Genomic DNA, 14,013 nt, shown 5'->3' with positions numbered 1-14,013 from the left:
TTTTTATGATTTATTTATCATAGCTTTCCTTTGTACTAAAAGAAATACCGACTTCTAGTAGACGGTATTTCCTGTTCGCTATTGGTTATGGTGCAAATAAATTTCTACAAAACGCGCCGCTGGCACGGGAGGGCTGTAAATATAGCCTTGTACGGCATCGCAATTATGCTCGCGAATAATGCTGAGTTCCTCTTGCGTCTCGACGCCTTCGGTTACAACCTTCAGGTTCAAGTTATGGGCAATGACGATCAACGACTTGAATATCATCTGCTTCTTGAAGTCGGATACGATGTCGCTGATGAACGATTTGTCGAGCTTCAGCGTATGCAATGGTATATTTTGAAGATAGCTTAGCGATGAATAACCGGTACCGAAATCGTCCAGCGACAGCTTCACGCCAAGGTTCTGAAGCTCATGCAGCACTTTGAGCGTATGCTCCGCATTGTCCATGAAGATCGATTCGGTTATTTCCAATTCGATCTGCCCCGGCCTGATGCCGGCGTTGGAAATAATGTGTTCGATCGTATGGACGATATGCTTTTGCTGGAACTGCAGCATCGACATATTTACGCTGACGGACATGTCCGTCATCCCCATCCGCTCCCATTCGCGGATTTGCTGGCAAGCTGTATGCAGCACCCATTCCCCAAGCGGAATGATGAAGCCTGTTTTTTCCGCAATCGGGATAAAGTCCAGCGGCGACACCATGCCGAATTCCGGGTGCTTCCACCTGATGAGCGCTTCCGCGCCGTAAATCCGGCCCGTCATCATATCAATTTTCGGTTGATAGAAGAGGGTGAATTGGCCTTTCTCAAGCGCTTTGTACAGGCTGTTCTCGAGCATAAGCTCTTTCTTCGGCACATCGTTCATGGACGGCGAATACATTTTCGAAGTGTTTCGTTCCTTCTTTGCCACGTACATGGCAATATCCGCTTCTTTCACAAGCTGATCGCCCGTCTCCATCCCCAGCTCGCTCTTAATACTCATTCCAATACTCGCCGTAATGTAGAACATCCGCTCATTAATGACGAGTTGTTCGGCAATTGCCGACAGAACGTCGTCAGCCAGCATCAGCGTCCGATGCAGATGATTGACATCCTCCAGCAGAGCAATGAACTCGTCTCCGCCGAAGCGGAACACTTTGCCTTGCGTCCCAACCGCTTGGACGATCCGATCGGCAATCTGCTTCAACAGCTTATCGCCGCTTCCATAATCGAGTGTATCGTTAATGACCTTGAAACGGTCCAAATCGATGAACAGCAGCACAAGATGTCCTTGGCGAGGTATGCCGGATAATAGTAGATTCTCAATATAACGATGATAGGCGTTGCGATTCGGCAGGCTGGTCAGCAGATCATGCGTCGCCTGGTATTCAATCAACTGCTCCGCCTCAATGCGGTGATCAATCATTTTGTTGAACTGGTGCGCCATGTATTCGAACTCGTCATTCGATTGAATGTCAAGCTTATGGTCCATAATGCCCGCCGCAACAGCGCTCGTTACATGAATGACCTTGCGGATGTTTTCCAATATAATGATACGGACCAAAAAAATAATAATAATAGACACCAGGAATAGCGCAACAATGGAAATAAGGATCGAATCGGCTAAGCTTTTTTTGAAATCCGCCAGCATATTATCTTTTGGAATAATCGTTTCGAAATGCCACAGCTGATCCTTGATCGGAATAGGATAAAACAATCTGAATACTTTCCCCGTCTGCTCAGAATCATCCGTATATGACAACTCCGGCTTATCGCTTCTTAGCAGCTCGTTCCCTTCTTCGCCTGGCCACGTTATGTAAGGCTTCATTACAAGCTCGGAATTGCGTCCGTTAGCTAGATATCGATTGTCTGATGTTATAATATTCACATAGCCGCCAAGCGGATGGATCGTCTCGATCTGCGCTTGAACTTCCTCAAGCGAATAATCGGCGCCAACCATGCCCAGGAATTCGCCTTGATCGTCCAAAATCGGCAGTACTAGTGAAGTCATTGGCAGCTGCCTGCCTTCTACTTCATACATAAAAGGCTCAATAATTGAAAACCGCTTCGTTTGTTTCGGAATTTGATAAAATGCGCCTTCGACCTCGTCCTCGTAGTTCTGAACAGGCAGTACTGCAATTTCATCACCCATGCGTACGGCATAAGGGATGAACCTCCCGGTCCCGTCGTCATAGCTTAGCCGGTTTCGATGCAGCGCGTCCTGACCATCGAATGCATCGGCTTCCCATAATGTATATATGCCAAGCACATCCGGATGCTCTTCCAGCACCTTCTGCAGCACTTGGACAACACTTTCACGATTTTGCGTTTGATCCTGTCGCATCTGCGTCATCGTTGTTCTTAACGTTTCGAGCATCGCAATTGTCTCATCGATTTCCTTCGAGAATCGATGGGAGTATGCCATGGACTCGGTCTGTGCGAGCAGTTCGCTCTCTTTCAGATTCGTATCGTAAAGCTTGCCAAGATGGACCGAAACCAATGTTCCGAAAGATAGGAGTATAAGCATCCCTAAGGATATGACAAGCTTCTGGGCGATGCTTAAGCGAAACTTCCTCATTACTCTATCCGTCCCTCCATGTTGGACAAGCATAAATCGACGCAATATGTCAAAATATGATATGGATCTAGTATACTTGACAAAATATAGTCATTACAATGCTATTTGCATAAGTTTACAGGTAAAATAATCGACAAAAAGCGCCATGCAAAGAGTGTCACATGTTTATACATCATTCCATGCAAAAAGAACCGTTAAGCAAGCAAATCGCTTGCCTAACGGTTCTTCATTATTAGCCAGCAACAGAACTCATTTCCTCTAGCCTCAGTAATTATGGCTGCTACTTGGCTTCTTCAACCTGCTGCTTCTGTTCCTGCTCTTGCTCCCCATCCTGCTCATGAATGTGCCAGCCCCCGGAAGGCTGCTCGCCATGGCCTCTGCTTCTGCCGCCGTGGAGCTTGTACAATTCTTCGCGCAGCTGCTCTTCGCTCTTGCCGTCCGTCTTAATGCCGTGCTTGGCGGCAATATCGCGTAGATGCTCCAGCCTTCTCGCTTTATGCTCAGCCTTATAGGCTTCCCATTTGTCCTTATTGGACGTCTTCGCAACCTCAAGCTCCTGCTTAAGCTGCTGCGCCGTCTTGCCCGATGTGTCAATGCCGAAGTATTGCGCCATCTCTTTCAGGCGCTCAAGGCGATGCGCTTCGAAATCTTTGCGCGTCATATGCCCATGATGATGCTCCTGCTTCGCGTCTCCCGGCGTTTGCGCTTGCTGTTCAGAGACGTTAGCCTCCGGAATTGCTGCCGCCCAGACAGGGGCTGCGAACAATAGAGCAGATAAAGCTAGCGCCGGTATGAACCATTTTGCTGACATGTATGCCACTCCTTCATCCTATAGAATCGTGATGCTCAAGAGGAAGCCGTCCTCTACTGGATTATTTTGCCCATGCAAGACGTCCTATAGACATGAAATTGGCATTATTCGACAAAATCGGCTGGGTATATGCTCGCAGCTAATTCTCCGATTGCTGATCTTGCCCCTGTTCCTCCAGCTTCTTCAGCTGGCGCAGCAGCCAGTCTTTCTCGAAGTGCTCGCCAATGAATACGGCAACATCATTCACCTTGCCCTGCGGCTCGATTCGCATGAAATCCGATTCCCGATACGCGTATTGGAACAAGAAGCGGCTTGGCGCGTCCGTGAACGTGACGATACCTTTTGCCCGGTAAATATTGTCCGGCAATTGCTGAAGAAGTTCTTCGAATGCCTCGCTGCTAATCGGACTTTGCCAATAATGGGTCACGACCATGACATGATCATGCGAATGGTGATGGGCATGTTGGTGGCGGTGTTCATCGTTATGTTCGTGGAGATGTCCGCGTTCGTTGGCTTCGTTACTCGGCTTGGATGAACGGATTGTTTCTGCTCCAGACGTGCTCATCGCCCGCTCCAGCCAGCTCCAATCGTCGATTGCGCAGCGAACGGTCGCCGTTGCAGGCACATGCGGATTCAAGTCACCCAGAAGTTGCTGGGCTTCGACTAGCTGCTCCGGATCAAGCTTGTCCGCCTTGTTGAGCAGCAGAACGGTCGCGCACCGAATCTGCTCCTGCATTAGCTTGAACGTGCGCCCCTTGCCGCTGCGCGAGCGTGCAAGCAGCTCCGGTCCGTCTACGACCGTTATGACGGATCGCAGATCGATCGGCTTGTAGAGCGCAGCTTCCGTGAAGCCGTCGAGCGTCTCCATCGGATTCGCTGCCCCCGTCGATTCGATGAATATAACGTCAGGCCGATGCTCGTCAATGAGCATGCTGATCTCCACGCCAAGATCACCGCGGATGGAGCAACAGATACAGCCGCTCAGCATCTCCGCCATCGGCACTTCCTCGCCCAGCAGTTGGCCGTCCAGATTCGTGTCGCCAAGCTCATTCATAATAACGGCAGGCTTCAGTCCTTGCTCTTTATAATAATCAAGCATTCGAGTTAGCAGCGTAGTCTTGCCGCTACCAAGAAATCCAGACAGCAAATGTACTGGAATTAGACGTTCATGATGTTCCATATAGGCATACTCCCGTTTCCGTTGTGTAATCGTTAATTCTACCTTTGACGTCATCTATTATATCGTAATTATTACGTTGGTTCATCCCAAGGAATGAGCTAATCTTACTTTTTTTTAGGAAAGCTAACTTTTTGTTTGATTTCTAAGCGCGGCGGTAGTACCATATGATCGAAGGCAGGCATGAAGGGCAGGAACCGAATGGAATCCATATCGCAGGAGCTACTATTTCTAACGGAATTGGCGCAAGGCATAGCTGCCCAATTCGGAGACAATTGCGAGGTCGTTGTCCATGATTGGTCGAAGCCGGTCGACAGTACGATCGTCGTTATCGAGAACGGTCATGTTACGAGCCGCCAGGTCGGCGATCCCGGCACGAATCTTGGACTTGAGATTATGCGCGGCACGGCAGCCGGCGATAACCGCCATAACTATGTCACTCAGACGAAGGACGGGCGATTGCTCCGCTCCACCTCGATGTACATTAAAAATAATGAAGGAACGATTATAGGCGCTCTGTGCATCAACTTCGATATTACCGATCTCATGGTTGCCGAGAAGACGTTGCAGTCGCTTACCGCCAGCGGTCTCGCGCCTGTTCGCGAATCGTTCGTCAGCAACGTCGGCGATCTGCTTGATACGCTCATTCAGGAGACGCAAGAAACGATCGGAAGACCGGCAGCGGTAATGAGCAAGGAGGATAAGATCAGATTTATTCAACTGTTGGATCAGAAGGGCGCATTCCTCATTAAGAAGTCGGGCGAGAAAGTATGCAGTTACTTGGGCATATCCAAATATACGTTATACAGCTACTTGGATGAATCCAAGCAAAACGATTCCGAAGGAGAGCTGACGTAGATGAGCGAGATAGAGGCAAAAGGCAAGCTTGGCGGCGGCATTGATGAACTCGAGACGCCATGCATCGTCATCGAGAACAGTCGAATTGACGCCAATATAGAAGCGATGGCGCAAGCAGCATCCCGCCGCGGCGTGGCGCTTCGGCCGCATGCGAAGACGCATAAGCTGCCGGAGCTGGCGCTGAGGCAGCTAGCGGCTGGTGCGACGGGCATCACCGTCGCCAAAGTTTCCGAAGCCGAAGTCATGGCCGCAGGCGGGATTCGTGATATATTCATCGCTTATTCGCTGGTCGGAGCGAGGAAGATCGATCGTGCGATACAGCTTAACCATGCTGGCGTGCGCATTATCGTGGCGGTTGACAGCCTGGATGGAGCAATGCGCCTATCCGAGGCTGCAGTCGCGAAGGGCATGGTGCTGGAGGTGCGGCTGGAAATCGACACCGGCTTGCACCGTACAGGCGTAAGCGCAGACGCCGCCGTAGCGCTGGCTAAGCAGATCGATGCGCTTGGCGGCATTCGCTTGAGCGGCATCTTCACGTACCGGGGCGCGATGCTTGGCGGCGCCTCGACGCTTGATCTGCAGGCGGCCGGATATGAGGAAGGCCGCCTCATGAGCGAAGCTGCGCAGTCGCTACGCGACGCAGGCATCGCAATCGTGGACGTCAGCGTCGGTTCGACGCCGACCGCGATCTATGCGGCCGAGATCGAGGGCGTGACCGAGATCCGTCCGGGCACTTATATTTATCAAGACCGAATGCAAGCCGCCTTCGGCGTATGCTCGCTTGAGGATTGCGCCGCGACCGTGCACGCTACGGTCGTTAGCCGTCCAGCCGACGATCTGATCATCATCGACGGCGGCAGCAAGACGTTCGCGACCGATGTGCAGCCCGGCAATACGCCGCTCTATCTCCAAGGGTTCGCTCATATTGTCAGCGATCCGGGCGCTGTCCTTGTTCGCATGAATGAGGAGCACGGCATGATATCCGTGCATCCAAGCAGCGCTTATCGCGTCGGCGATCGGCTAACCCTTATTCCTAACCATATTTGCAGCACCGTTAACCTGCACAATTCGGTATACATCGTGGATGCCGACGGCCAACCTCGCAAAGTTCCTGTGGCCGCCCGCGGCATGCTCGAATAACAAAAAACTTTATCTACCTACTATGAACTACATCAAAGGAGTTGTCCCCAAATGTCCATAATCGATCAAAAACTTGCCGAGCTCGGCATTACGCTGCCAGAAACAACGGCGCCCAAGTTCTCCTATATTCCGGTCAACCAAACCGGCAACCTCATCTATACGTCCGGCTTCGATTGCCGCATGGACGGCATTCTTATGTATGAAGGCAAGGTCGGCTCGGATCTAACGATCGAGCAAGGCCAAGAGGCGGCACGCCAAGTCGTTATCAATCTGCTTGCCGCTATGAAGGCTTATCTCGGCGATCTTGACCGCGTCGTGAAGATCGTTAAGATTCTCGGCTTCGTCAACAGCGCGCCGGGCTTTGGTGACCAGCCGTACGTCATAAACGGCGCTTCCGATTTGCTTATTGAGGTGTTCGGCGAGAACGGCCGCCACGCCCGCTCCGCGATTGGGACGAGCGATCTTCCGTTCCATACGCCTGTCGAGATTGAGCTGATTGCCGAGATTCGCGATTAAGCCTACTAATCCGCACATCACGACGTGGCATGGCATGGCAAAACCCCCAGCCGACTGGGGGTTTTTATTTTCGGAATATCAAACTTATAAGTTTGATCCTGCCATTAAATAGCGGATACGCATTTATACTGATTAGCAAGCAAGCATTGGTTTACTAAAACAGGCAAGCACGGGATATAATGACAAGCAGAATGAAAAGTACAAGTATAATTCCTAAGCCCGAGAATGCGCCGCCGACTCCAGTTCCGCAAGGTCCAGTTCCAACACCTGCAACAGGGTAAGATGGTGCACAGTGTCCAGTGTTTGCACCTGCTACTCCATAGCTCATTTGTTCATCTCCTTTTTCTTAAGGTACAGTATCCTATGTATAAACGCACAATCGGTATAGGCGATTATATAAATTGTGCGTTTGCTCATTTTTGCCTGCAGCCCACACCTGGGGCCAATCAACCTCGCACCCGTCCACTTTCATTCTCATTTAGTTGGTCCAATGCCCTTATTCTCTTCCTTGGCGACCATTCCTTTCGCATAAATCCAACCAAGCAGCAGTAGCGGCAGCGCCACACAAAAGGTCATATCGAACCACGCCCAATAATGATCAATGATGTAGTAATAGATCGTCGTATTTGGCGTCACCATGGTTGAAAACACTAGTATGATCATCCCAAGCGGTATCGTCAGCATATTGCTTTCCTTTAGTCGCATCAGCTCGGCAATGCCTTGCACCAAAGCGTAGAAATATAGCAATGTTTTAAAAAAAACCGTAATAATCCAAATGAATGCCAATACGGCCTCCACTCGCTCCAAAAAATTACCGATCGTTAGCTTTTGCGAAAGCACGAAGGTCGGATAAAATTTGGTTACCATCAAATTAGGGCCGAGTACAAGCACGCATAGCAGCATCGTAATGAACAGCACTGCAGCGCTGATGGCAAATCCGGTCATAATGGGCTTCATCTTGTTGGCACCAATAACTCGGGGAGCGATCAACAATAAAACAATCATCTCTGGAAAAGCAACAGTATAGGACTGCCTCATGCCATTAAGCACCGGAAGAAAGCCTTTCGCCATCACTGGTTTCAGGTTGTCTGATTCAATCTGAGGCAGCAGGAACACCACGAGAAACAAGAAGAACAGCACGAAAATCGGGAAGAGCAGCTCTCCCATTCGTGCAAAAGCTTCCACCCCATACCGGTATGCAATGATAGCAACTGTCATAAACAAAATGATGACTGCGTTCGTAGGCGTTTCCGGAATCATTTGCGTAGTCATGAACTGGCTCATCTCGCTCGTTAACGTGACATGACAGAAAAAAAAGTAGAACAGAAACAACAAACCAACCACACTTCCGAGCCAAACGCCAAGCGACTTCTGCACGTAATGAATAAACCCGTCTCCTTGAAGCTTATTCGCAATCGCTACATAGAGAAGAGCCGTTGCGAAGCCCGGCACAAAACTTATCAGCATCGATATCCATGCGTCTTGCCCTGCAAGCTTGGCAGTAAGCGTCGGAATGATGAGGATGGAGTCGCCTATAGAACCGAACGCAATTAAAATCGCGAATTGGCGCATCGATATTTTCGCATTATTGTATTTACTCATCGCGACTACCCTCCCATCCTCAATCGTCTGCCACTTCTGTTTACGTTATTTAAATGGTTTATATACGATCTCCAAAATGGCATAAGGATTAGGAAGATTCACTTCCATTACCAGTGCGCTATAGAGAGCCGTTGCCGTCAAAAGCAGAACGATATATACGAACAGTTCCCGTTTCCTGCTCTTCCGCACAAGGGGAGGGATGTCGAGCAAAGCAACGCCTATTGCTAACGCAATTACTGCAATTAACGATGCCATGCTCCGAGCTCCCTCCCGTTTCAGCTTTCACTTCTTTAATACATCGTCGTGTTACTCGTCGTGCCCAGCTTACGAATATGAGATTCGATGTGGTATTGAACCTTCAGGCCCGGAAACCATTCTTCATTCCATTCTTTCATTATTGGCTTCCAAAACTTCGGATGCTCCTTGCCTAGCGTGCTGCCGAATCCAAAAATATCAGACTTTAGCTTTTTCGCTTTTTTAATAGAAGCTTCGGCATTATTCTGGATGACCACTTTAATCTCTTCGTTCAGCTGTTGAATGGTCGCGGGATTTTCCAAATCAATGTTTTTACACATACGGTCCACGATATTCGATTCGGCTCTAATATCGATATGCGCCTCCGGCTGCCCATTTTTTATTTTCATTTTAATTTTGGTGTCGGAAGACGTGACTTCAATCCCGATATAGCTATTCTCTCCGCAAGGCAGCTCGATTGAGGTGCTCTTCAATTTACCGCTAATATCCGTGAAGCCTTTACTCTCCTGCTCATTCAACCAACCGACTAGCTTATCCGTCTTAAACACGGCAATGCCGGTATATCGAAATCGGGTAGAGGGCATATAAGTCTCAACGTTTTGTTTGCTCGTGGCTTTCTTCTTGGTACCTACAAGCTGAATGCCCGTTACAGCCAGCTCATCGCCATGCGTGGATAATTTATTTAATAGATCGTCGAGATTGACCGATACCGTAGGCGCCCAGGACTTCTCCGACGTCTGCAAAGAATGAAGCATGTTCTGGGTCGGCAGCCTCTCCAGCGGCGTGAACAGCTTCAATAAATCCTGTGCCTTCATTCCTTTCGCAATGATGAGGTTGGAGTCCATTCGAAGCTCGTTATCCCGCAAAGAATTGTCTATGAACTTGCTTATTCCCATTCTCGCAAGCTCCTCGCCAATGACGTAGATTTGCAGATGCCCCATATATACTTTGCGCGGCGCTTCGGCAGTTAAGGAGCGCGCCGCTTCGAACAACGTCTTTCCCTTAGACTGGTAGAGTGTCATTGGGGGGCGATCGCCGCCCTTGGGCAACGTCGAAATTTCGCTAGGATTAACGACCTGGAATGAAACAAGAAATTCGCCATCCTCCCAGTCCAATCCGATACCTAACACGATCATTAACTCATTCAGCTCGCGTCTGCTCCAGCAGCCGGAGAGCATCAGCACGCATAGCAAGAGTAGAAGCGCCTTCTGTATTCGTTCGCGTATGGTTGACATTGCATCATGCCTCCTCAGGATCGCCGCTTGAGTCTAACCCGGTTGCCCGACTGCGCGCTTCCAGGTCGATTATAAGTAAGCCAGCGAGGCATGCGAATCAGTGAATCCCGATTATCAGCGGTCGAATAAGGCGTGAATGGAGCCATGAACGGTTCGCCAAAAGAACGTAACGAGCACAAATGCAGGATTAAAACGAACAAGCCCATAATAATACCAAACAAGCCAAAGCTTGCCCCCACCCCCATAAATAGAAAACGCAGCATACGAATAGGAATCGACATCGTATAAGCCGGCAACGTAAAGGTCGAGATGGCCGTGACAGATACGACAATGACCATTGCTGCAGAAACAATGCCAGCCTCCACCGCGGCCTGGCCGATTACAAGCGTACCAACGACAGAGACAGCTTGGCCAATCGCCCTTGGCATGCGAAGCCCTGCCTCCCGCAAGATCTCGAAAGTCAGCTCCATTGCAAGCGCCTCGATAAACGCCGGGAAAGGTACTCCCTCCCTCTGCGCAGCTAAGCTTATGAGCAGAGACGTTGGCAGCATATCGCGATGAAACGTCGTAATGGCAATATACATGGATGGGAACAGCAGCGAGATGAATACGCTGATGAATCGCAGCAGCCTAAGCAAGCTCGCGTAGCTCCAGCGTTGGTAGTAGTCCTCCGTCGATTGGAAGAACGTGACGAGTTGAGCCGGCACGACGAGCGCATTCGGTGTACCGTCGACCATAATCGCTACTTTCCCTTCCAGCAATGCGCCCGCTACGCTATCCGGCAGCTCCGTATTATATACCGTAGGAAACAACGAGAACTTGGCATCCTCAATAAGCTCCTCAATATATCCGCCCTCGAGAATGCCGTCAATGTCGATCGACCTTAGACGTCTCCGTGCTTCTGCAACGACCGCTGGCTTGGCGATCCCATTCAAATAGAGCAGCGTCACATCCGTCTTCGTCACGCGCCCGATCGTAATTGTCTCCAGCCATAACCTCGGATCCTTGATCTTCCGGCGGACGAGCGACGTGTTGGTTCGCAGCGTCTCCGTGAAGCTCTCCCTTGGTCCGCGAATGGAAGTCTGGTTCGTCGATTCGGTAACGTCTCGTCCCTTCCATTGCCGAATGTCGGCGCGATACGCTTCGGTGCTGCCATCGAGCAGAATGATCGCCTCTCCAGAGAGCAGGTTGCGATATAGATTCGCCATATCCGGAACGGGATGGATCGAACCGATCCCTTGGAGCAACGATTGAGCCAGATCTTTTTTGTCCGCGGCGTTAGCATCGGATTCAGTCCCCGGCTCGCTATTCGTCGATGTGCTGAATTTCAACACGTCAAAAATATAACTATTTATAATGGCACTATCCGCCATTCCATCCATATAGACGACTGCAGCTGCGATTTTCTCGCTGCCTTCGTAACAAATCTCACGCAGTACGAGATCATCGCTGCCGCCCAACTCGCTCCAAACCCGCTCCATATTGACCTTAACATCGGGATCAATCGGTTTGCCGGTATGCTCGTGAGGCGGATATGGCTCGAAAGAGTTTTTTTCTTTGTCAGAGCTCGTGGACGATTTTGCGCGAGAAGAAAACATGGGACGCATAGGGCGCTTTGGCATAATGTACCGACTCCGATTCTCATGATGGTCTTTTACCCATTATGACCATCAGGGCTCGCGGATAAACGGCTTCGGCTGGTCAGATCAGACCTTTGCGGTGAATAACGGTAAGGAGTCGGTAGAAATCCTCCGACCCCTCATCGGGTTTATGAATAAGGCCTGCGCCTACAGCTGAATCGACCGCTGCTTGCGCCCAAGCCGGTATGTTCATTCTTTGTTTGTTTTCTAGATAGACGATGCGCTCTGCCAAATGAGTGACCGTCGTCTTGAGACTATCCAGCAGCGCTTTCTCTTCCTTCGTCATCGTCTCTCCCCCTGATGCTGATTGTGTCAGCTTGGCGGCTATATGCTGTTTGAACTGCAGCCAGCCCGTCCATTTTCCTTTGTCGTACATAAGCCTAGGGCATATTTTGCCCGACCAGTCAAAATGCCTGCGAAGCCGGTCGATTCCCCAGCCTCGCTCGGCTAATAGCTTAGCGATGAGTACAGCTGCACGGTCTAGCGTCTGTGCGTAGTTACCGCTCTCGCATATTTCAATAGAGATCGAAGTACGGTTCCCGCTCGCCGGAACGCTGCCGTCACCTGCGTGCCAGCTATTCTCAGAGAGCGGGATGCATTCGATCGCTTGATGCTCGTCAATGACAATGTGATACGAAGCAGTTCTAGTGTTAGTTGGATTCGTAAGCCAGTCCCGCTCGTTTCTCGCCGTGCTCGTTGGATTGCCCGTATTGTGCACCGTAATCGTCGTTGGCTGCAGCATGGGATGTGCAGGTCGGCGATTGCATGGCGTCGCAGGCGGAATATGATCGACAACGTAGTTACCCATTCCCATTCTTAGTCTCTCCCTTGTCGCTCAGTTGGGCTAAGAACTGCTTGAGCTTGCCGGGAAGCGGCACACCGATCGTCCCGAGATTCTCGATAACGGATAGCCCCTCCCGACCCGCGTAGAAATAGACAGCCGCCGTGCGGAAGATCGGAACGCCTGGCTGCACCCAGTCGTCCATCAACGCGGCAAGCCCGATCACGAACAGCACCGTGATCTTCCGAACGCCGCCCCAGAACATGACTTCACTGTCGATCAGCTTCGTCTTAATCGCTCCAAGCACGCCAGTCACGTAGTCGACTAGCATGAGCAGCAGGAGTACTTGCAAAGCTTTGTCCCAACCGCCGAGCCAATTGGTAACAACAATTCCAGCCGCAGCAATTGCGCTGCTGAGGGCGGTTTCTTTGCCGCCTGTTCCGATGGCGGCTATCAATATGGTAGAGAGAGCTTCTTTCAGTTGATTCATTGACTTCTCCCCCTCTCTAATTATTTTTTCCTCAAATTGCCCCATTCGTATGCCTTTTAAGCGTTCATGATGGATACGGTCGAAGAATTTCTCCAAATCCATGTCTATTACAATACGATGTCTCTCTTGCATGTAACTGAGCGCTTTCCTAACCGCATCATGTCTTCACTATTTGCTGACGAAATCCATAGATTTGCTCGGAGAATGTTGGGGCGAATACTGGTGTTAATATTTGCGTGATAGCCTGTTKGATAAGGCGATCTGTCACGATTGGAATACCTAAGAACCGTGTTCTACCACTCGGTTTCGGGATTTCGACCCGACGGACTGGACCACGCTCTTAGGTTCCGTTTCGTATGCTTCCGTGAATTGCTTGCCAGTTTTGTACGATGTGTCTGCGTAAGTCTTTTACGACATCCTATCTACGCTATGGCTTCACTTATTCGCCTCGCCCCTTGCTAGCACCGACAGCATAATTTCTCGTGACAACACTTCCTCGATCGTCCTTCGATACACTCCCTTGCGTAAACGTCTCTTCTCTTTGTGCCGTTGATGAACTCTGCCCTTCTGAGTACCCTCGCGTATTCACCGTTACTTTCCTCAGATAAGTTCCTTCAAAAAAAATGGGATTGTCTGCTATCCATGCCCATCCTCGAACGCCAAGTAGTTTCGTTCCTATTCCATGTTTAGCCCTTCCGCGGGGCTATTACAACAGCCCCAAGTACTATGGCTTCTGCTGACTTCTGTACGTTCAGCCTGCTTTCACAAGCAGGGTTACGAAATGTCCGCGCGTTCCGTACAGATCTCCCCAGATAAGAACGCTATCTTCCTCACCATGTATCTGCTTCATTTACTCTCCTACGCCATGGGCAGTAAGGACTTTGGTTTGTTTAGTAACCCATCCAACGTACGCTAGCCTTATATGAAGTTCGTGTTCCTCAGATCT

The 14,013-nt window shown here is 50.1% G+C and carries 12 protein-coding genes; 3 read left to right on the top strand and 9 right to left on the bottom strand.

From position 1 onward, the window contains the following. Positions 1–78: 78 nt before the first annotated feature. From AC1DF0_RS24935 to AC1DF0_RS24925, 3 genes are all read right to left on the bottom strand, one after another. Positions 79–2,562, bottom strand: a complete 2,484-nt coding sequence (locus tag AC1DF0_RS24935; RefSeq protein WP_477575820.1) for an EAL domain-containing protein — start codon at positions 2,560–2,562, stop codon at positions 79–81. Positions 2,563–2,842: 280 nt separating this feature from the next. After that, the gene (locus AC1DF0_RS24930) at positions 2,843–3,373 is read right to left on the bottom strand and encodes a hypothetical protein (RefSeq protein ID WP_477575818.1); all 531 of its coding nucleotides are present in this window, start codon (positions 3,371–3,373) and stop codon (positions 2,843–2,845) included. A 139-nt stretch (positions 3,374–3,512) separates the two neighbouring features. Continuing rightward, a complete protein-coding gene (locus AC1DF0_RS24925) occupies positions 3,513–4,553 on the bottom strand; it encodes a CobW family GTP-binding protein (protein ID WP_477575816.1) in 1,041 nt (346 codons plus the stop codon). Between the two features lie 198 nt (positions 4,554–4,751). Between AC1DF0_RS24925 and AC1DF0_RS24920 the strand changes: the two genes are divergently transcribed. From AC1DF0_RS24920 to AC1DF0_RS24910, 3 genes are read left to right on the top strand one after another with little or no spacing between them, the layout of a single operon-like run. Further along, a complete protein-coding gene (locus tag AC1DF0_RS24920; RefSeq protein ID WP_477575814.1) occupies positions 4,752–5,408 on the top strand; it encodes a helix-turn-helix transcriptional regulator in 657 nt (218 codons plus the stop codon). Next, positions 5,409–6,548, top strand: a complete 1,140-nt coding sequence (locus tag AC1DF0_RS24915) for an alanine racemase (RefSeq protein ID WP_442050780.1) — start codon at positions 5,409–5,411, stop codon at positions 6,546–6,548. 51 nt (positions 6,549–6,599) lie between these two features. Then, positions 6,600–7,064 (top strand): RidA family protein, encoded by a 465-nt coding sequence (locus tag AC1DF0_RS24910; protein WP_442050779.1) that lies wholly within the window; start codon positions 6,600–6,602, stop codon positions 7,062–7,064. Between the two features lie 474 nt (positions 7,065–7,538). Here the strand turns inward: AC1DF0_RS24910 and AC1DF0_RS24905 are convergent, their stop codons facing one another. From AC1DF0_RS24905 to AC1DF0_RS24880, 6 genes are all read right to left on the bottom strand, one after another. Continuing rightward, positions 7,539–8,666 (bottom strand): GerAB/ArcD/ProY family transporter, encoded by a 1,128-nt coding sequence (locus tag AC1DF0_RS24905; RefSeq protein ID WP_477575812.1) that lies wholly within the window; start codon positions 8,664–8,666, stop codon positions 7,539–7,541. A gap of 45 nt (positions 8,667–8,711) precedes the next feature. Next, positions 8,712–8,921, bottom strand: a complete 210-nt coding sequence (locus AC1DF0_RS24900; RefSeq protein WP_442050777.1) for a hypothetical protein — start codon at positions 8,919–8,921, stop codon at positions 8,712–8,714. Between the two features lie 35 nt (positions 8,922–8,956). Then, the gene (locus AC1DF0_RS24895) at positions 8,957–10,156 is read right to left on the bottom strand and encodes a Ger(x)C family spore germination protein (protein WP_477575809.1); all 1,200 of its coding nucleotides are present in this window, start codon (positions 10,154–10,156) and stop codon (positions 8,957–8,959) included. A gap of 14 nt (positions 10,157–10,170) precedes the next feature. Next, positions 10,171–11,778 carry a spore germination protein gene (locus AC1DF0_RS24890; protein WP_477575807.1) on the bottom strand — a complete coding sequence of 536 codons (1,608 nt, stop codon included), beginning with the start codon at positions 11,776–11,778 and terminating at the stop codon, positions 10,171–10,173. Between the two features lie 79 nt (positions 11,779–11,857). Beyond that, positions 11,858–12,610 (bottom strand): peptidoglycan recognition protein family protein, encoded by a 753-nt coding sequence (locus AC1DF0_RS24885; protein WP_477575805.1) that lies wholly within the window; start codon positions 12,608–12,610, stop codon positions 11,858–11,860. Further along, positions 12,597–13,067, bottom strand: coding sequence for a phage holin family protein (locus tag AC1DF0_RS24880; protein WP_477575803.1), 471 nt, complete (start codon positions 13,065–13,067; stop codon positions 12,597–12,599). The genes AC1DF0_RS24885 and AC1DF0_RS24880 overlap by 14 nt, the downstream gene beginning before the upstream one ends. Positions 13,068–14,013: the final 946 nt, after the last annotated feature.

This window comes from Paenibacillus sp. 05T425, from assembly GCF_056396205.1.
This window is presented reverse-complemented; position numbering and strand designations above follow the sequence as displayed.